Origin of the sequence: Actinoplanes awajinensis subsp. mycoplanecinus, from assembly GCF_001509495.1 — a bacterium.
GTDB classification, from domain to species: domain Bacteria; phylum Actinomycetota; class Actinomycetes; order Mycobacteriales; family Micromonosporaceae; genus Actinoplanes; species Actinoplanes palleronii.
Window position 1 is genome coordinate 22,874 of the sequence record NZ_LLZH01000352.1, and the last position, 19,133, is coordinate 42,006.

Sequence of the window (19,133 nt, forward strand, 5' to 3'; positions counted from 1 at the left end):
CGGGCGATGCTACGGCCTGCCACCTCGAAAAACTACGGCCGCGCCACCCCGGACGACGCCCGCACCACCAGGCCGGTCGGCAGCACCATCTCCCGCTCGGCGGTCGCACCGGTCCGCCCGAGCAGCAGGTCCAGCCCGACCGCGCCGGCCCGATCCTTCGGTACGGCCACACTCGTCAACGGCGGGTGGCTCATCGCGGCCAGGCTCACGTCGTCGAACCCGACGACGCTCATCCGCTCCGGCACCACCGCTCCCCGCGCCGCGAGCCGGTGCAGCACCCCGAGCGCGACCAGGTCGTTGTAGGCGAGCACCGCCGTCACCGGACTGTCCAGCACCAGGTCACCGGCGAGCAGCCCGCCGTCGAAGGTCGGCGCCAGCCCACCCAGCGGCAGCAGCTCGAGGTCACCGGCGGTGGACAGCGCCGCGAGCCGCTGCTGCGCGGCCCAGGAGTCCTCGGGTCCGCAGACGTACGCGATCCGCCGGTGACCCAGCGCCCGCAGGTGCCGCACCGCCTGCCGGATCCCGCCGGCGATGTCGGCGACCACCGACGGCAGCCCGGGCACCCGCCGGTGCAGCAGCACGGTGGTCTCCGGGTCGGCCGCCGCCAGCAGGTCCGCATCGGACGCCCGTGGCGAGCAGAGCAGCACCCCGTCGGTGTTGCGCCCCAGCGTGGCCAGCGCCTCCAGCTCGGCGACCGGGTCCTCGTCGGTGTCGGTGATGAACACCCCGTGGTCGACCGCCCGTGCTCGCGCCGTCACCCCCTTCGCCACATCAGCGAAGAACGGATTGCGCAGGTCAGGCACGATCAAACCCAAATTTCCGGTACGCCCGGTGATCAGCCCGCGGGCGGCCCGGTTCGGCTGGTACCCGAGCCGGGTGGCGACCTCGAGCACCGCCTCGCGAGTGGCCGGGCTGACGATGCCGCCGGTCAGCGCCCGGGACACGGTCGACACCGAGACACCGGCCGCCCGTGCGACGTCCTGCACGGTCGTGCGCACCACGTGGATTCCCCCACCCTCGTCACCGGCCCGCGCCAGCATAACGAGCCCGGCGGGTGGACACCGTCGCACACGAGGTGGCGCTTGCCGCCGGAAGTGGTGTGGGGCCTATATTTGCGGCATGGCAACCAATGCGACCTCCGATCGCGTACTCGATGTGCTGATCGTCGACGACGACGACGCCGACACGCTGATGATCGAGGAAGCGCTGCTCGCGGCGGCACCTCCGCCCGCGGTGCACCGGGTCGCCGACGGCAGCGAGGCGATGGACTATCTGCTGCAGCGTGGCGCCTACACCGACGCGACCCGGCCGGACCTGATCCTGCTGGACCTGAACATGCCCCGGATGAGCGGGCACGAGGTGCTCGCCGCGGTGAAGAGCAACGACGCGTTGAAGCGGATCCCGGTGGTGGTGCTGACCACGTCGACCGCGCTGCCGGACATCACCGCGAGCTACACCCGGCACGCGAACGCGTTCGTGACCAAGCCGATGGACCTGGACGGGTTCGAGGAAGCCGTACAGAAGATCAAGAACTTCTACAACGACGTCGCGATCCTGCCGGACTGACCCGGCCCCTACGCCGGCCCCGACGCCCGTTCGGGGGCGGCAAAGCGTGAGACACCTCACCCTGCGTGAAAGTTAGGTGAACCTACCAGCCTGCTGGCGAGGCTCCTACCAGCGCAAACAACCCCGCAATGACCTCGGCGGGCGGCTCCGGCCGCCGACCGACCGGCGAGACGAAACTTGATCTGAACCTAGGTTGAAGTTTTACAGTTCGTGTTCGCCCGGACGTCGATCTTGGCTGGGCTGGAGTGCACGCACGAGTGAGCGAGGGAACGCGACTATGGACCGCCCCCTGAGGGTTGCCGTCATCGGCGCCGGCCCAGCCGGCATCTATGCCGCCGACCACCTCATCAAAGCCGACCCGGACGTCACCGTCGACATCCTCGACAAGCTGCCGACCCCGTACGGCCTGATCCGGTACGGCGTCGCACCGGACCACCCGCGGATCAAAGAGATCATCAACGCGCTCTTCCGGATCCTGGACAACCCGCGGATCCGCTTCATCGGCAACGTCGCGTACGGCGTGGACGTCAAGCCGGAGGAGCTGAGCCGCTTCTACGACGCGACGATCGTCTCGACCGGCGCCGAGAAGGACCGGGCCCTGGACATCCCGGGCATCGACCTGCAGGGCAGCTTCGGCGGCGCGGACTTCGCGTCCTGGTACAACGGACACCCGGACGTCTCGAGGGACTGGCCCCTGGAGGCCACCGAGGTCGCCGTGATCGGCGCCGGCAACGTCGCCGTCGACGTGGCCCGGATCCTCGCCAAGACCGCCGACGAGCTGCTGGTCACCGAGATCCCGGACAACGTCTACCAGGCGCTGAAGGCGAGCCCGGTCACCGACGTGCACCTGTTCTCCCGGCGCGGCCCGGCGCAGGTCAAGTTCACCCCGCAGGAGCTGCGCGAACTCGACCACTCGCCGAACGTCGAGGTGATCGTCCACCCCGAGGGCATCGAGTTCGACGAGGGCAGCCTCGAGGCGATGCGGCAGACCCGGCACGTGAAGATGTGCGTCGACATCCTGCAGAACTGGGCGGTCCGCGACCCGCGGGACCGGCCGCGCCGGCTGCACCTGTACTTCCTGCAGGCCCCGGTCGAGGTGCTCGGCGAGGACGGCAAGGTCGTCGGCCTGCGCACCGAGACCCAGGAGCTGACCGGTGACGGCTGGGTCCGCGGCACCGGCGAGTTCACCGACTGGAACGTGCAGGCGGTCTACCGCGCGGTCGGCTACCTCAGCAGCGCGCTGCCGGACCTGCCGTTCGACACCAAGACCGGCACCATCCCGCACGCCGCCGGCCGGGTCCTGGACCTCGACGGCGAGCCGATCCCCGGCATGTACGTGGCCGGCTGGATCAAGCGCGGCCCGGTCGGCCTGATCGGCCACACCAAGGGCTGCTCCGGCGAGACGGTGGCCAGCCTGCTGGCCGACGCCGACCAGCTCGCGAAGGCACCGGCGCACGACCCGGCCGAGGTCATCGCGTACCTGGAGCAGCGCGAGCTGCCGTACACCACGTGGGAGGGCTGGCAGAAGCTGGACGCCCACGAGATCGCGCTGGGTGAGCCGCTCGGCCGCAAGCGGGTCAAGGTCGTCGCGCGCGACGAGATGACCGGCATCAGCAAGCACTGATCCACCGACGAGAAATGGGGGCCCGCCCGGGCCCCCATTTTCGTTCACTACCCTTTACTCCGGAATAGAAAGCGGCCGACCTCCCCGGGAGATCACGCGGAAACCGCGGATCTCAACCTTGAGCGATCGGCCGCCACCTGTCCCAGCAGGCCCGAACCGGGCCGCCGGGCAGTTACATCACAGCGGGCGGATGTTCTCCGCCTGAAGGCCCTTCTGGCCCTGGGTCACCGAGAACTCCACCCGCTGGTTCTCCTCGAGGCTGCGGAAGCCCGAGGTGGCAATGGCGGAGAAGTGTGCGAACACGTCGGGGCCGCCATCATCCTGGGTGATGAATCCGAAGCCCTTGTCGCTGTTGAACCACTTGACGGTACCGGTGGCCATGTTCTACTCCTTGACGACTGGTGAGGGACCGCACCGTGCGGAACCTCGCGTCGCAGCGCCGATTCCCTGGATTCCGAAGCCAACCAAAGGCTTGAAGAATCAACTAAAAACACAAAACGCCTGGCGGGCCGAGATGCCCATCAGGCGTGGGAAAAACGTCTTAGGAAATCAATGCTGCAACGCCGCCAACGGTATCACGGACCCGCGTCAGCGCACCGACCCGAGGACCGAAACCTCGGTGATCCCGGAGTCCTCCGCGGCACCCAGCATGGAGATCCGATAGCTGGTCAGCACGGCCAGCCAGCGGTCCGGGACGTGACCCCGGCCCGGGTCGCCGACCAGCACCCGCGCACCCCGGCCGGTCGCCCGGCGCAGGAAGCCGTGCATCCGGTTGGCCATGTCGGTGTCGTAGAAGGCGTCACCCACCAGGATGACCTCGGCGTCACCGCCGTCACCGTCGAGCAGGTCACCCTCGACCATCCGCAGGTTCACCCGGTTCACGTCGGCGTTCATCGCGGCGGCCGCCAGCGCGTACGGGTCGATGTCGTTCGCGGCCACCGTCATCGCGCCGGACTGGGCCGCCGCGATCGCCACCACCCCGCCACCGCAGGCCACGTCGAGCACCCGCCGGCCGGCCACCTCGTACGGATGATCCAGCACGTAGCGGGCGAGCGCCTGACCACCCGCCCAGGCATTCGTCCAGAACGGGTGGAAACCCGGCCCGACCTGCGACTCGAGGCGCGCGTGCATGACGATCGCGTCGTCCGCCAGGTGCAGCAGCAGCTCCGGCAGGAACGGTGGCCGGACGAGCCGTAAACCGTCGTAACCGTCGGCGCGGGAGGCGAGGAACGGCTCGAGCATGGTTCCCGTGGTTCTGGACATGGCGTGCTCCGATCAGGCAGTGCCGACGGTTGACGCCTGTGCGCAAAGTGGGACAGGCCCGCTCGACAGTACGCGAACGGACCTCTCCCACCAGCAGCGAGTACGCTCGGTCACTCCGCTGGGTCGAGTTGCAACGTCCATCGGTAGGCCTGAACGAGGCGGGTGTCGAAACCGGACGCCGACCCCCACAGGAAGATCCGGAAGCGCCGATACAGCTCCTCGCCCCACCGCGCGGTGATCTCCTCCCGGCGGGCGTCGAGGCGCTGCGCCCAGGCCCGGCAGGTGAGGTAGTAGTTGTGCCGGTCGTCCTCCACGTTGAGCAGTTCGAACGGCGAGCGCGCCACCTGCCGCAGGTACGAGTGCAGCAGCAACGGCGCCGACCGGCCCGGGTAGACGTACTGCTTGAAGAACGTCGAGGCGGTGTGCTTGCGCCGCATCGCGAGCGCGTCCAGATAGACCCGGCCGCCGGGTTTCAGCAGCCTGGCGTAGGTCTGCAGGGTCGCCCGGTAGTCCGGCAGGTGCTCGGTGACACCCATGTTCACGATCGCGTCGAACTTGCGCTCCGACGCGTACCGGAGAATGTGTTCGCGGACCACGGTGACCGGCAGCGCCTCGCGATCGAAGAGGTCCTTGAGGAACCGCTCCGACTCGGCGGCCAGGGTGACCGTGGTGACCTCGATGCCCCGCCGCGCGGCGTGCTCGGCGAACGCGCCCCAGCCGCCGCCCACCTCGAGCACCCGGTCCCCCGGCTTCACCCGGATGTCGTCCAGGGCGATGTCGAGTTTCCGGGTGATCGCGTCCTCGAGGGGCTCGTCGTCACCGGCGAACACCCCCTGGGTGTAACAGCGGTGCCGGGTGTCCAGAAAGGTGAGGAAGAACTCGGAGTCCTCGTCGTAGTGCCGGGCGATCGCCCGGCGGTCGTGATCGGCGTGCCCGTGCACCAGCGACGGCGCCCAGCGGCCGAGGAACGCGACCGGATGCAGGTCGGAGAAGAACCTGCGCATGCTCAGCACGGCCGCGATGTCACCCTCGACGTCGAGGTGGCCGCGCAGGTAGGCCACCGCGATCTGCAGCTGGTCGAGGGAGAGCATGGCGTCCTGGCCCGCGTCGTCCCGGGCCACCAGGCAGAACCGGGCCGGGGTGGACTCGCTGACGCCGAAGGAGAAGGTGGCGCCGTCACGGGTCTGGATCTCGAAGGGAATCGGGGTGCGGTCACGGAAATAGTCGTCGTAACGCCGGCGGAAGACGTCGGCAACGGTTCGCCGCCTCATGCCGTGATGATCCCACCAAAGTCCGCGACCGCGCACCCGTCACATCGACATCTGCCGACTCAGGATCCGACCGCCGCCGTCCGGGTCGCGGCCTGCTCGCGCAGACCCCAGGGCGATCCGTACGCGGTGAGCAGGTCCAGGAAGGACCGCGCCGGGAACGCCTCCGGGCCGAGCACCCCGGCACCGGTCCAGGCGCCGGTGGCCACCAGCTCCAGCGCGACGACCGGGTTGATCGCGGTCTGCCAGACCACCGCCTGACAGCCGTACTCGGCCATCGACCACTCGTTGTCGACCACGTGGTAGAGGTACACCTCGCGGGGCTCGCCGTCCTTGGTGCCGCGCACCCAGGTGCCGGCGCAGGTCTTGCCGCGCATCCGGGCGCCCAGCGTCGCCGGGTCGGGCAGGCTGGCCGCGACCACGTCACGCGGCGACACGGTCACCGGTCCGTCCGGCCCGGGGACGATCACCCCTTCCGTACGATCGAGCCCGATCTGATGCAGGGTCCGCAGCGTACGGATGAAGTCCTCGCCCAGCCCGTACTTGAACGTCACCCGGCGCGCGCCCACCCACCTCGGGATGAGCAGCACCTCCTCGTGTTCCACGTTCACGCACTGGACCGGCCCGATGCCCTCCGGGAAGTCGAACACCTCGGGCTCGCTGAACGGCGCCGTGGTGAACCAGCCGCGGGCGGCCTCCCACACCACCGGCGGGTTCAGGCACTCCTCGATGGTCGTCCAGATGTTGAACGACGGCGCGAAGTCGTAGCCGTCGACGGTCAGGTTCGACCCGTCCCGGATGCCGATCTCCTCGATCTCGTCGAACAGCTCGTCGGCGGCGTGCCGGGCGAACACGTCGGACAGCCCCGGCTCGACACCCATCCCGACCAGCGCCAGCGCGCCCTTGGCGGCCCACGCGTCGCTCTGCGCGAACTGGGCGTCGCCGAGCTTCACCCCGGTCTGCTCGTACGGACGGTCGGGGTGCGGCTTGGACAGCGACATCGCCATGTCCAGATAGGTGGCGCCGGCCTCACCCGCCGCGGTGAACAGCGGCATCACGAACCGCGGATCGGTCGCGTTCAGCAGCACGTCACAGCCGGTCCGCCGCAGCAGCGCGACGACCGCCACCGGGTCGGAGGCGTCCACCCGCTCGGCCCGGAACCGCGGGTCACCGACCGAGTCCACCGCCGCCTGGGCACGGCCCAGGTCGTAGTCCGCCACCACCATCTCGTCGAAGAACGGCCGCCGCGCCGCGATCCGTGTGATCGCCGTGCCGACGCCGCCCGCACCCACCAACAGGACACGCATGTCCTGCTCCTCTCGCATAACCCTTCACTTCAACTGACGGGGGCCCCGCCACTGATCAAACGGGGTGCCCCGACGTAAGGTCAACTGTGTTGGCATAAGAGTTCAGGGAGGTTCCGATGCCGAAGGCCGTGGTCAGCGAGGAGAAACGCCGCCGCAGACGCCCCACCCGCGGCGGCCGGGTGCTGTCCGAACGTCTCATCGTCGACACCGCGCTGCGGCTGCTGCGCGAGCACGGCAGCACCGGTCTGAGCGCCCGCCGGCTCGGTCTCGCGCTCGACTGCGACCCGAGCACGCTGTACCGCTACTTCCGCGGCATGGACGAGCTCACCCTGGCGATCGGCGACACCCTGATCGGCCAGGCCCTGTCCGGCTGGTCACCGACCGGCGACTGGCGCGACGACCTGCGCGCCCTCGGCCGGCGGATCCACCAGGCGTACGTCGCGCACCCGCAGGCCGCGGTCCTGACCACCAGCCGGGTCACCGGCCGCGCCAACGAACTGGCCGCCGACGAGGCGGTCCTCGGGGTGCTGCGCGCGGCGGGCCTGCCGGTCGCGGCGGCGGTCCGGGTGTACCACGCGTTCATCGACCAGACGCTGGCGTTCGCGGCCCTGGACGCGGCGTCGCTGGCGCTGCCGAACGCGGCCCTGCGGGCGGAGGACGAGGTGTGGTCGACGTATGCCCGCCTGCCCGCCAGCACTCACCCGCACCTGGCCGAAGCCGCCCCGCTGCTGGCCACCGAGATGGTCCTGAGCGCGTACCCGTCCGCCCTGGAGCTGCTACTCGACGCCGTCGCAACCCGCCTGTCCGCAGCATAGTCCCGCCGCCACCCAACTTCAGACCCCCAGGCCCGACGCCACTCAACTTCAGACCACCAGGCCCGACGCCGCTCGGCTTCAGACCGCCGGGCCCGGCGCCGCTCGCTGGGCGCGGAGTTGGCTGCCAGGCCGGGCGGCCGGGCGGTCACCGTTGGCTGCGCCGCCCACTGCCCGCAGCGGGGCGCGGCCGTCCCAAGAGGTGAGTGCCCGGTCCCGGAATGCGGTCCGGTCCAGGCCCGGCTGGCCATGACAGCCCTTATCCACCCCCCATAACGGCCCCCAGCCCCAGCCGAGGAACCCCGGCTGGCCATGACAGCCCTTATCCACCCTCCATAACGGCCTCCAGCACCAGCCGAGAGCGCCCAGTGCCACTCAGCTTAAGTTGATCTTGGTGGGCCGTTGGCGGGCCGGAACCGCTCGGCTCGCGAGGTCATCCCCCGGTCCGGGCGGTGGCACGGGTGACCGGATACCGGCGAGTACACGGCCGTGCGCTCGCGGCCGGGTGCAACCGACCCCCCTGCCGGGGTGTAGCCGACCCCGACAGGGCTGAACACGGTGTCTGCCCGGGGAGCGTCGAGCACGATGATCGCCGGCCGGTCGCCCCTCGATCACCCGGTGGCCGGCGAGGGTGCACGTGCCCGCGCGGATCCACCTGTCGCTGCCGGGCGGGGCGGCGAGAGTCCGCAATGCCAGATCGCGTGCGGCTACCGCCCACCTGGGGGCGGTAACCGCACGCACAACGCGACTGCGGACCGCCACCGCCCCCGAACCCGACCCACCGCGGACGGCTGCCGCCCCTCCAACGCCAAGCGCGGACCCCTGCCGCCCCACCGGTACCGAGCGCGGACTTCCACCGCCCCTTCAACACCGAACGCGGACCCCTGCCGCCCCACCGACGCCGAGCGCGGACTTCCGCCGCCCCACCGGGGGCGATCACCCACGCTGACCGTTACAGCGACACCCAGCGACTGGACATCCCAGCCCGCAACAACACCCCTACCCTCCCGCACCGAACACATCGGGAACGAGGCCCCACCGAGATCAAAAAGGGGCTGAGCGACATTGGAGCGACCCCGGCTGGCTGTGACGGCGGCCCTCGGGGCCAGCTGGGGCTAGATGGCGGTGCCGGGTGGGGACTTCAGCATCGGGGTGGCCTCGGGGAGGTGGCCGCCTCGGCCTGTGCGCAGGGCCAGGGCGGCCAGGCGGACCAGGTCGATGTTGACGCCGGCGGCGCCGCTCGGGTCGTGGACCTTCAGGTGTACGTCGAGGCTCACCGGGGTGCCGGCCCAGCCCTGCGCCTCGACGTTCAGGTGGGCGATCTTCTGTGAGCCCAGGTGCGGCAGGTACCCGAGCGGGGCGATCGCCACCTGCTCCGAGCCGAGCGCGTTCAGCTTCGACCGGTGCTTGGTGTTCGGGTGCTCGACCAGGTTGCGGAAGTCCTCGGTGCCGCCGAGGTTGACCTGGTACGAGCTGGTCAGCGTGATCCCCCGCGACGCCAGCAGCTCCAGCAGCGCGCGGTGCAGCACCGACGTGCCGAACTGGCTGGCCAGATCGTCACCGATCAGCGGCAGCCCGGCGTCGGTGAACCGTCGCAGCAGCGCCGCGTCCCGGGCGACCGGGTCCGACGTGGTGTTGACGAACGCCGCGCCCGCGAGCAGCGCCGCCTCGGCATACGCGCGGGCGACCTCCGGGCGACCGCTCGGCGCCGAGTAGAGCACCACCTCGGCACCCTTCAGCACCCCCGCCACCCGATCAAACTCGGTCACATCGGTCAGTCCACGCTGCACCGTCACCCCGCTGGACGGCAGCGGCGAACCGACCCGCGGGAAGTTGTTCGGCGCCGCGAAGATCGCCTCGTGCAGGTCCGCGCCGACCTTGCCCGCAGAGAGCGCGAACGCCGCCACCACGTCGACGTCACCGACACCCAAGCCGTCGATCTCCGGGCGGTGCAGGCCCACCAGGCTGCCGGTCTCCCGATAGAACGCGATCCCCTGCACCAGCGCCGACGTGTTGTTGCCGACGCCCACCACCGCGACCCGCACCTTATCGATCATGGTGAGCAGATTAGGCGACTAAAGCAGCTGCGGAGGGCTACCACGCGGTAACCGTGCGGCGTAGCGTGGCGGCCAGGCTCATCAATGGCATCGAAGGGGATGACCGATGACCACGACCGATCCGCAAGCAGCCGGCGTCTCGGAGAAGCAGGCCCGGCAGGTCGCCGAGGCCGCCCGGGAGGCCGAGTGGCGCAAGCCCAGCTTCGGCAAGGAGCTGTTCCTCGGCAAGTTCCGGCTCGACCTGATCGACCCCTGGCCCTCGGCGCCGGACAGCCCGGACGCCGACGACTTCCTGGCCAAGCTGCAGGTCTACGCGCGCGACGGGCTCGACGGTGACCAGATCGAGCGGGACGCCCGGATCCCCGACGAGGTCTTCCACGAGCTGGCCCGGCTCGGCGCGTTCGGCATGAAGATCGACAAGGAGTACGGCGGGCTCGGCCTGTCGAACCTGCACTACTGCAAGGCGCTGACCCTGCTCGGCTCGGTCAACGCCGCGACGGCCGCGCTGCTCTCCGCGCACCAGTCGATCGGGGTTCCGCAGCCGCTGAAACTGTTCGGCTCCGCCGTACAGAAAAAGGCTTTTCTGCCGCGGCTCGCCGCCGGCGAGGTGTCGGCCTTCCTGCTCACCGAGCCGGACGTCGGGTCGGACCCGGCGCGGCTGGGCACGATCGCCGAGCCGGTCGACGGCGGGTTCCGGCTCAACGGGGTGAAGTTGTGGGCCACCAACGGCACCCTGGCGACGCTGCTCGTGGTGATGGCGCGCGTCCCGGAGAAGGGGATCACCGCGTTCGTCGTCGAGGGCGACTCGGAGGGGATCACGGTCGAGCGGCGCAACGCGTTCCTCGGGCTGCGCGGCCTGGAGAACAGCGTGACCCGCTTCCACGACGTGTTCGTGCCCGAGGGGAACGTGATCGGCGGGCTCGGCAAGGGCCTGCGGATCGCGCTGACCACGCTGAACACCGGCCGGTTGTCGCTGCCCGCGATGTGTGTCGGCGCCGGCAAGCGCTCACTCGCCATCGCCCGTGAGTGGTCCGCGGAACGGGTGCAGTGGGGCCGCCAGGTCGGCACGCACGAGGCGGTGGCCAAGAAGATCGCGTTCATCGCCGCGACCACCTACGCGATGGAGTCGATGCTCGACCTGTGCTGCCTGATCGCCGACGACGCGCGCAACGACATCCGGATCGAGGCCGCACTGGTCAAGCTGTTCGCCAGTGAGATGGCCTGGCAGATCGCCGACGAGCTGATCCAGATCCGGGGCGGGCGCGGCTACGAGACCGCGGAGTCGCTGCGGGCGCGCGGCGAGCGCGCGACCGAGTCCGAGCAGATCCTGCGGGACCTGCGGATCAACCGGATCTTCGAGGGCTCGACCGAGATCATGCACCTGTTGATCGCCCGGGAGGCGGTCGACGCGCACCTCGCGGTGGCCGGCGACATCATCGACCCGGACGCCGCGCTCACCCGCAAGGCCCGCGCCGGGGCGCGAGCCGGAAAGTTCTACGCACGGTGGCTGCCGACGCTCGCGGTCGGCCGCGGGCAGAACCCCGTCGAGTACGGCGAGTACGGCCCGCTCGCGTCCCACCTGCGGTACGTCGAACGCGCGTCGCGCCGGCTGGCCCGCTCCACGTTCTACGCGATGTCGCGCTGGCAGGGCAAACTCGAACGCAAACAGGGCTTCCTGGGCCGGATCGTGGACATCGGCGCGGAGCTGTTCGCGATGTCCGCGGCGTGCGTGCGCGCCAACGCCTCCCCGAACGCACCCGAACGGGAACTGGCCGACCTGTTCTGCCGGCAGTCCCGGCTCCGCGCCGACGCGCTGTTTGCCGCGCTGTGGGACAACACCGACCGCCTCGACACCAAGGCTGCACAGCGAGTGATGGCCGGGCGGTATGCGTTCCTGGAGGAGGGTGTGGTGCATCCGACTTCCGACGCAGCTTGGGTGACTCCTTGGCAGCCCGGACCGGCCACCGTCGCCGACGTACGACGGCGGATTACTCCCGATCAGTAACGCTCCGTGTCAATCCCGAAACCTTCGTCGGGTACGGTTCCGCAGAGGACTACGACGGTCAGGATGGGGTGTCACGCGGGGTGGGAAAAACCGATCAGATCGCGGTGACGCATGCCCGGCGCCTCCGCCGCCCCGAGAACGACGGCCATCACGAGCTGCAGCGCCCGCCCGGCCGGCAGCGCGCCCGGCACACCGGCAAGTGGGGTTTCTGGACGCCGCCGGTGGATCGCTCCGGTCGTACGGTGACGTTGTCCGGCGAGGCCGAGCGGGTCGAGCTGAAGGTGGTCTCGTCCGAGCGGCAGTGCCGCGCGCTGGACCTGGAGCGGTACGCGGTGCAGACCCGCCGGGTGTTCTTCCTGGACACGCCGGATCGCGCGCTGGACCGGCACGGCCTGATCATCCGGATCCGGGACATGGGTGACCGCCCGGACGACGCGGTGGTCAAGCTGCGCCCGATGGCCTCGCACACCGTGCCGAAGTGGCTGCGCCGCACCAGCCGCCTCGAGGTGGAGATCGACGCGATGCCCGGGCACCGGGTCTGTTCCGGCTCGCTCAAGGTCCGCCTGGGCCGCGGCGTCGTCGGTCGCGCGCTGAGCAAGGGCCGCCCGCTGGCGAAGCTGGTCGCACCTCCGCAGCGCCGGTTGCTCGCCGCCTGCGGGCCGGCCGGCGTGTCACTCACCGACCTGATCGTTTTCGGACCGGTGGAGGTCCAGAAGTACAAGCTGCAGCCGACCGGCTTCGACGGGCAGCTCAGCGCGGAACGCTGGGCGTTCCCGGACGGCTCGACGATCCTGGAGCTGTCCACCCGCTGCCCGGTCGGCGAGGCCCCGGCGGTGGCGGCCCGGCTGACCGAGGTGCTCGCCGCGCACGGCGTCGAACCGGCCGAGCTGCAGGTCACCAAGACCGCCACGACGCTGCGTTATTTCGGCTGACATAAAGCCGCAGGTCAGCGCGGGTCCGTGCCAACCCATGGGCGAAGATCGAGCGGGATCGCTAGGAATAGACCCATGGCCAACGAGATCGCCGTACCCCTGCTGCCCTGCGCGTCCATCGACGAGATGGCGGACTTCTACCAGGCGCTCGGCTTCCGGACCACCCACCACCAGACCCGCCCGAATCCGTACGTCGCGATGCAGCGCGAGGACCTGCACCTGCACTTCTTCGGGATGCCGGACTACCTCCCGGCCGACTCGTACAGCACCTGCCTGGTCCTGGTCCCGGACACCGAGGCGCTGCACCGGGAGTTCGCGGCCGGTCTGCGCGCCAGGTACGGCCGGGTGCCACTGGCCGGCATCCCGCGGATGACCCGGCCCCGGGCGCGCAAGAACGCCGGCGGGACCTCCGGGTTCAGCGTCGTCGACCCGGGCGGCAACTGGATCCGGATCACCTCGAACACCCCGCCGCCGGCCACCGTCACCTCGCCGCTGGCCACCACGATGGCCAACGCCGTGGTCCTCGCCGACTCCAAGGGTGATCACCGGCAGGCGGCCCGGATCCTGGACGGCGCGCTCGGGAGGCCGGCCGCCGGCGACGATCCGGCCCTGGCCGAGGTGCTGCTCTACCGGGCCGAACTCGCCGTGACGCTGTCCGATCCGGACGCCGCGCGGCTCGCCCTGGCGCGCGCGGCCGGGCTGCCGCTGACCCCGGATCAGCGCGCGGTGCTGGACGAGCTCAGCGACTGACGGGCCGCGCGCCGAGCGAGGTGATCACGATCGGCGCCCGGTGATGTGCAACTAGTTGCCTATCACCGGGCGTTCGCAAGTCGGCATCAATGTCCTGAACACCTGCTAATAAATCGTTGATCGTCAATCAAAGGTTCCCTCCTAGCCTCATCCACAGGCGCCAATCAGACGCCGCAGATCGGGAGGAACCCATGCGCTCCGTACGCCACCCCCGCGCCGCCGCCGTCCTCGTCGGCACCGCACTCGCCGTCGTCGCGACGGCGCCCGCCTACGCCGCCGAGGCGACCGGCACCGTCCTGCACGCCGGCAGCGCCACCGCGGTCGACGGCACCTACCTGGTCACCTTCAAAGACGGAGTGCAGGCCGACAAGTCCCGCGCCGACCGGCTGTCGGCCCGCTACGGCGGCTCGGTCGCCCGGGTCTTCGGCCACGCCGTCGAGGGTTACAGCGCGCACCTGACCGCCCGGCAGGCCGCCCGGCTCGCCGCCGACCCCTCGGTGGCCAGTGTGGAGGCCGACCAGACGGTACGGATCGCGGACACCCAGAGCGCCGCGCCGTGGGGCCTGGACCGGATCGACCAGCGGGCGCTGCCGCTGAGCGGGACGTACACGTACGGGCCGAGCACCGGCACCACGGTCTACGTGATCGACACCGGGATCCGGATCACCCACCAGGACTTCGGCGGCCGGGCCAGCTACGGCTACGACGCGGTCGACGGCGACAGCATCGCGCAGGACGGCAACGGGCACGGCACGTTCGTTTCGGCGGTCGCGGTCGGCAGCACGTACGGCGTGGCCAAGAGCGCGAACGTGGTCGGCGTCCGGGTGCTGGACAACAACGGCTCGGGCACCACGGCCGGGGTGATCGCCGGCATCGACTGGGTGACCGCGCACGCCACCGCCGGACGTTCGGTGGCTAACCTCAGCCTGGGCGGCGGCACCAGCACCACGCTCGACGCCGCGGTCCGCCGCTCGATCACGGCCGGGATCCCGTACGCCATCGCGGCCGGCAACTCCGGCGTCAACGCCAGCACCAGCTCACCGGCGCGGGTCACCGAGGCGCTGACCGTCGGCGCGACCAGCAACACCGACGCGAAGGCGTCCTGGTCCAACTACGGCGCGGTGCTGGACCTGTTCGCCCCCGGCGTCTCGATCACCTCGGCGTGGCGTACCAGCGACTCCGCGACGTACACCGGCAGCGGCACCTCGTTCTCGTCGCCGCACGTGGCGGGCGCGGCCGCGCTCTACCTGACCGCCCACCCGGGCGCCACCGTGGCGACGGTCAACACCGCGATCGTCAGCGCCGCCACCACCGGCGTGGTCACCAGCCCCGGCTCCGGCTCACCGAACCGTCTGCTCTACACCGGCTCGCTGTCGAGCTGACCCTTCGTACGCAAAAGCGCCCGGCGCCGGGAAAACCCGGCGCCGGGCCTGCGGCCGGTCATCCCCACGGGCGGGCGAACAGGTAGCCCCAAAAGCTCTCGGCACCACTCGTCAGGATCGGATCGCGATGAACGAGACGTCGCATCACCGCCTCGGCTCGCCGGACGGCCTTCCTCTCCCGCACCCGGTCCGCGAAGTCGCGCTCGGTCGGCAGCGAACCGCCGACCTTGTCGAGGAAGTAGAAGAAGAGCGTCACATCGGAGTTGACCGGGAGCGGGTCACGACCCCGGAAGAGCTGCCGGACCGCACCGTCGACCGCGCTGATCCCGACATGCCCGCAACCACAGTCCGGATCGAGCGACGCTCCGTGCGGATGGTTCCCGACCGGCTCCCGGCCCAGGAGGTAGTAGGGCGGGCACACAGGCTCACCGGCGCGTTGCGGGCCGGGCCGGAAGTAGCCGAAGGACGGCAGGCCGACCTCGGTGAGGAGCACCCGCGCCCGGTCGTCCACCCGCCAGCCCGCGACGGTGTCCCGGTCCAGGCGCACGACGCCGCCGGACGACCAGAGCGCCAGGCGCGCCTGCCAGTCGGGGATCGACCGTCCCATGATCTTCGTCGGTCGTGGCGAGGTCATGACCGACAGCCTGACAGGACCTGGCGCGGTGCAGGCGACCGGCGCCGGACCCGCAAGCGCCCCGGACCGCCGGCAGCGCCGCCGCACGGGCGGCGGCGCCGGGCGGGGTCAGCCGACCTGCTCCTTCTCCGGTTTCGATGCCGCCTCGAGCACGCGGTCGTGCTCGAGCGACGTGCGGGCCGTCTCCTTCGACGCCAGGACCGCGATCACGGTCAGCACCGAGGCGACCGTCATGTAGATCGCCACCGCTGTGGTGTTCGGGTTCGTCACGTCGCCGAGCAGGGTCAGCGCGATGATCGGGGCGAGCGCGCCGGCCAGGATCGAGGCCAGCTGGTAGCCGACCGACGCGCCGGTGTAGCGCACCGACGTGCCGAAGAGCTCCGCGAAGAACGCCGCCTGCGGCGCGTACATCAGAGCGTGCAACACCAGGCCGACGACCACCGCAAGGATGATCTTCGGTTCGGACCGACTACCCACAAGACCGAAGAAGACGTACGACCAGAGCGCGATCCCGATCGCCCCCGCGAGATACAACGGCCGCCGCCCGACCCGGTCGGAGACCGCCCCGAAGACCGGGATCAGCACGAACTGCACGGCCGAGCCGATCAGCAACGCCGTGAGGATCTTCCCCTTGTCCGCGGCGGTCCCCGCGAACGTCGTCAGATACGTGATCGAGATGACGGTGACCAGGTAGTACGCGATGTTCTCGGCCAGCCGCATGCCCATCGCGAGCAGGATCTCCCGCGGATAGCGGCGGATCACCTCGAGCAGCGGCTGATGGTCCCGGGTGGTCAGCGCGGCGCGCGCCTGCTGGAACAGCGGCGACTCCTCGATGCTCAGCCGCACCCACAGCCCGACCAGCACCAGCACCGCGCTGAGCAGGAACGGGATCCGCCAGCCCCAGGCGTTGAACGCCTCGTCCGGCTGGACCAGGGCGAGCAGCCAGAGCACCCCGGTGGCCAGCAGGTTGCCGAGCGCGACCCCGGCCTGCGGCCACGACGACCAGAACCCGCGGCGCGCGTCGTCGCCGTGCTCGGCGGCCATCAGCACCGCGCCGCCCCACTCGCCGCCGACCGCGAAACCCTGCAGCAGCCGGCAGAGCAGCAGCAGGATCGGGGCGGCGACGCCGACCGAGGCGTAGGTGGGCAGCAGTCCGATGGCGACGGTCGCGGCGCCCATCAGCATCAGCGAGACGACCAGCATCTTCTTGCGGCCCACCCGGTCACCGAAGTGCCCGAAGATCACCCCGCCGAGCGGCCGGGCCACAAAACCCAGCGCGTACGTGCCGAACGCCAGCAGGGTGCCGGTGACCGGGTCGGACTTGGGGAAGAACAGGGTGCCGAAGACCAGGGCGGCGGCGGAGCCGTAGAGGAAGAAGTCGTACCACTCCACGGCGGTGCCGACCAGGGAGGCGAAGACGACCTTGACGATCGGGGCACGTGCGGTGGTCGACATGTGCGTCCTTTCCAAAGGTGTGACGTAGGTAACGGGACGCTACGTCCGGGCACCCCGGGAAACCCATGGATCGGATCGACACATCGAACTGGCTCTAGGTGTGGCCGTCCGCCAGGGGCTGTGACGTGTGGCCGTCCGCCAGGGGTGCGCGCAGCCGGTGCAGGCGCAGGGCCAGCTGCAGGTCCAGCACCCGGCGCGGGTGCTGCCAGTCGTCGCCGAGCAGCTGGGCCACCCGATCCAGCCGCTGGGTCACCGTGTTGACGTGCACGTGCAGGACCTCGGCCGCCCTGGCCAGGCCACCGCCCTGATCGAAGTAGGCGTCCAGTGTGGTGATCAGGGCGGTGCCGCGGCGCTCGTCGTAGTCGAGGACCGGACCCAGCACGCCGTGCACGAAACCGGTCACGTCGCGGCGCTCGCCGAGCAGCAGGCCGACGTACCCCAGCTCGGCCGTGCCCGCGCCGGACCCGGCCCGGCCCAGCGTGACCAGCGCGCTCAGGCACTGCTCGGCCTCGCGGTGCGCGGTCGCGACCCCGGCGGCGCCCCGGCCCGGACCGGCGCCGCCCGCGGTGACCGGCCGGGCCAGCGCGCGGCTGAGTTCCCGGGCGACCAGCCGCGCGGTGCCGGCCGGATCCTCGCCGGGCAGCAGCAGCGTGACCCGGCCGTCCCGGCTCATCGCCAGCCCGCGCCGGTTGGCGACGAACGTGCGTGCCCAGGAGACGGCGCGTTGCCGCAGGCCGTCGCCGGTCTCGTCGCCGGCCGCCACGATCACGTAGGGCGCGTCCAGGTCCAGGCCGAGCCGGGCGGCGCGGTCCCGGACCGCCTCCGGGTCCCGGACCGGGCGGCTGATCAGGTCGTCCAGCAGCTCGCCGCGGACCTGCGCCTCGGCCGCCGCGACCGTGCGGCGGAACAGCAGCAGCAACGCGGTGACCTGGGCGGCCCGTTCCAGGATCCGCTGGTCGGCGGCGGCCAGGGGCCGGGCCGGCCGGAACAGCACCGCGCCCAGGTTGTCCGCGCCGGCGACGACCGCCGCGATGATCAGGTCGTCCCGGCGTACGCTGCGCCCCTCCCCGCGCGACGCCGCCACCGCCTCGTCCACCACGGTCTCCCCGGTCTCCGGCAGCGGCACGTCGCAGCCCGGCGTCCGGGCGGTGGCCAGCACCCGGCCCTGCGCGTCGATCACCAGCAGCGCACCCGGCAGCACGTCGACCAGGTCCGCCGCGACGTCGTCGACCCCGCCGCCGCGCAGCACCACCGCGGTCATCCGGTCGTGGGCCGCCGCGGCGCGTTCCACCGACGCGCTGTGCGCCTGGATCGTCGCGTTCGCGGCGGACAGCTCGGCCAGCGCGGTCTGCGTCTCGCTGAGCAGCCGGGCGGTGTCCAGCGCGACCGCGGCGTGCGCGGCCAGCGACAGCAGCAGGGCCACCTCCTCGCGGGCGAACGGCCGCTCGGCGCGGTTCGCCGCGAACAGCACGCCGATCACCGTGGAGCCCAGCCGCATCGGTACGCCGAGGATCGCCACCAGGCCCTCGTCGCCGACACCCATGTCGATGTCGGTGGTGTGCGCGAACCGCGCGTCGGTCGGGTAGTTCGCGGTCGCGTACGGCGTGCCGGTCTGCGCGACCAGCCCGCCCAGCCCGGCGCCGGGTGCCAGCCGCAGCCGCTGGAAGCTGGCCGCCACCGACCCGTCGGTGATCCGCATGTACGTGTCGCCGCGCTCGGCGTCGTTCAGCGTCATGTAGGAGACGTCCACGTTGAGCAGGGTCCGCACCCGGTGCACGATGGCCCGCAGCACCGCGTCGACGTCGCGCAGCCCGGCCAGGTCACCGGCCGTGTCGTAGAGCGCCGACAGCTCCTCCTCGCGCCGGCGACGGCGTTCCAGCAGCGCGCGCACCCGCAGGGCGAGCAGTTTCGCCCGCTCCACCTCGTCGAGCCCGGTGGCCGGGAGGCCGGCCGCCCGGGCGGCGATCACCGGCCGTTCGAACTCCACCAGGGCGGCCTCGCGGGCGAGCAGGTCCAGGTACTCGAGTTCACCGGCCGGCGTGGTCATGGCCGACACCCTACGAGCAGGGGTGGCCGCC

Annotated in this window: 16 protein-coding genes; 7 read left to right on the forward strand and 9 right to left on the reverse strand. The window is 71.1% G+C overall.

The window, feature by feature from the left end; genetic code table 11:
- Positions 1 to 32 precede the first annotated feature (32 nt).
- On the reverse strand, positions 33 to 1,001 hold the full coding sequence (locus ADL15_RS50545) for a LacI family DNA-binding transcriptional regulator (RefSeq protein ID WP_232345136.1): 969 nt from the start codon (positions 999 to 1,001) through the stop codon (positions 33 to 35).
- A 118-nt stretch (positions 1,002 to 1,119) separates the two neighbouring features.
- Here ADL15_RS50545 and ADL15_RS50550 point away from each other — a divergent pair, with 118 nt between their 5' ends.
- On the forward strand, positions 1,120 to 1,566 hold the full coding sequence (locus ADL15_RS50550; RefSeq protein ID WP_067708682.1) for a response regulator: 447 nt from the start codon (positions 1,120 to 1,122) through the stop codon (positions 1,564 to 1,566).
- Positions 1,567 to 1,843: 277 nt separating this feature from the next.
- Positions 1,844 to 3,190 (forward strand): FAD-dependent oxidoreductase, encoded by a 1,347-nt coding sequence (locus tag ADL15_RS50555; protein WP_198171372.1) that lies wholly within the window; start codon positions 1,844 to 1,846, stop codon positions 3,188 to 3,190.
- 177 nt (positions 3,191 to 3,367) lie between these two features.
- On the opposite strand, the gene ADL15_RS50560 is transcribed toward ADL15_RS50555, so the two are convergent.
- From ADL15_RS50560 to ADL15_RS50575, 4 genes are all read right to left on the reverse strand, one after another.
- Entirely contained in the window at positions 3,368 to 3,571 is a 204-nt protein-coding gene (locus tag ADL15_RS50560; RefSeq protein WP_067708685.1) for a cold-shock protein, read from the reverse strand.
- 207 nt (positions 3,572 to 3,778) lie between these two features.
- A complete protein-coding gene (locus tag ADL15_RS50565) occupies positions 3,779 to 4,453 on the reverse strand; it encodes a class I SAM-dependent methyltransferase (RefSeq protein ID WP_067708688.1) in 675 nt (224 codons plus the stop codon).
- Positions 4,454 to 4,563: 110 nt separating this feature from the next.
- Positions 4,564 to 5,724: a class I SAM-dependent methyltransferase gene (locus ADL15_RS50570; RefSeq protein WP_067708691.1), complete on the reverse strand. Its 1,161-nt coding sequence runs from the start codon at positions 5,722 to 5,724 to the stop codon at positions 4,564 to 4,566.
- A 59-nt stretch (positions 5,725 to 5,783) separates the two neighbouring features.
- Positions 5,784 to 7,028 (reverse strand): saccharopine dehydrogenase family protein, encoded by a 1,245-nt coding sequence (locus ADL15_RS50575; RefSeq protein ID WP_067708762.1) that lies wholly within the window; start codon positions 7,026 to 7,028, stop codon positions 5,784 to 5,786.
- 116 nt (positions 7,029 to 7,144) lie between these two features.
- On the opposite strand from ADL15_RS50575, the gene ADL15_RS50580 reads away from it, so the two are divergent.
- Complete coding sequence (locus ADL15_RS50580) at positions 7,145 to 7,843, forward strand: TetR/AcrR family transcriptional regulator (protein WP_067708694.1); 699 nt, start codon at positions 7,145 to 7,147, stop codon at positions 7,841 to 7,843.
- Between the two features lie 1,112 nt (positions 7,844 to 8,955).
- On the opposite strand, the gene ADL15_RS50585 is transcribed toward ADL15_RS50580, so the two are convergent.
- Entirely contained in the window at positions 8,956 to 9,897 is a 942-nt protein-coding gene (locus tag ADL15_RS50585) for an inositol-3-phosphate synthase (RefSeq protein WP_067708697.1), read from the reverse strand.
- A gap of 106 nt (positions 9,898 to 10,003) precedes the next feature.
- Between ADL15_RS50585 and ADL15_RS50590 the strand changes: the two genes are divergently transcribed.
- The 4 genes from ADL15_RS50590 to ADL15_RS50605 all read left to right on the forward strand — a co-directional run bounded on the left by ADL15_RS50590 (position 10,004) and on the right by ADL15_RS50605 (position 14,966).
- Positions 10,004 to 11,902, forward strand: coding sequence for an acyl-CoA dehydrogenase family protein (locus ADL15_RS50590; protein WP_067708699.1), 1,899 nt, complete (start codon positions 10,004 to 10,006; stop codon positions 11,900 to 11,902).
- Between the two features lie 80 nt (positions 11,903 to 11,982).
- A complete protein-coding gene (locus tag ADL15_RS50595; RefSeq protein ID WP_067708702.1) occupies positions 11,983 to 12,834 on the forward strand; it encodes a CYTH domain-containing protein in 852 nt (283 codons plus the stop codon).
- Positions 12,835 to 12,909: 75 nt separating this feature from the next.
- Positions 12,910 to 13,584, forward strand: coding sequence for a VOC family protein (locus ADL15_RS50600; RefSeq protein ID WP_067708705.1), 675 nt, complete (start codon positions 12,910 to 12,912; stop codon positions 13,582 to 13,584).
- A 191-nt stretch (positions 13,585 to 13,775) separates the two neighbouring features.
- Positions 13,776 to 14,966, forward strand: coding sequence for a S8 family peptidase (locus ADL15_RS50605; protein WP_067708708.1), 1,191 nt, complete (start codon positions 13,776 to 13,778; stop codon positions 14,964 to 14,966).
- 58 nt (positions 14,967 to 15,024) lie between these two features.
- Here ADL15_RS50605 and ADL15_RS50610 read toward each other — a convergent pair whose 3' ends face one another.
- The 3 genes from ADL15_RS50610 to ADL15_RS50620 all read right to left on the reverse strand — a co-directional run bounded on the left by ADL15_RS50610 (position 15,025) and on the right by ADL15_RS50620 (position 19,102).
- The gene (locus tag ADL15_RS50610) at positions 15,025 to 15,600 is read right to left on the reverse strand and encodes an SUKH-4 family immunity protein (RefSeq protein WP_083972692.1); all 576 of its coding nucleotides are present in this window, start codon (positions 15,598 to 15,600) and stop codon (positions 15,025 to 15,027) included.
- 108 nt (positions 15,601 to 15,708) lie between these two features.
- On the reverse strand, positions 15,709 to 17,055 hold the full coding sequence (locus ADL15_RS50615; RefSeq protein WP_067708713.1) for an MFS transporter: 1,347 nt from the start codon (positions 17,053 to 17,055) through the stop codon (positions 15,709 to 15,711).
- Positions 17,056 to 17,149: 94 nt separating this feature from the next.
- Positions 17,150 to 19,102, reverse strand: a complete 1,953-nt coding sequence (locus tag ADL15_RS50620) for a helix-turn-helix domain-containing protein (protein ID WP_198171373.1) — start codon at positions 19,100 to 19,102, stop codon at positions 17,150 to 17,152.
- Positions 19,103 to 19,133: the final 31 nt, after the last annotated feature.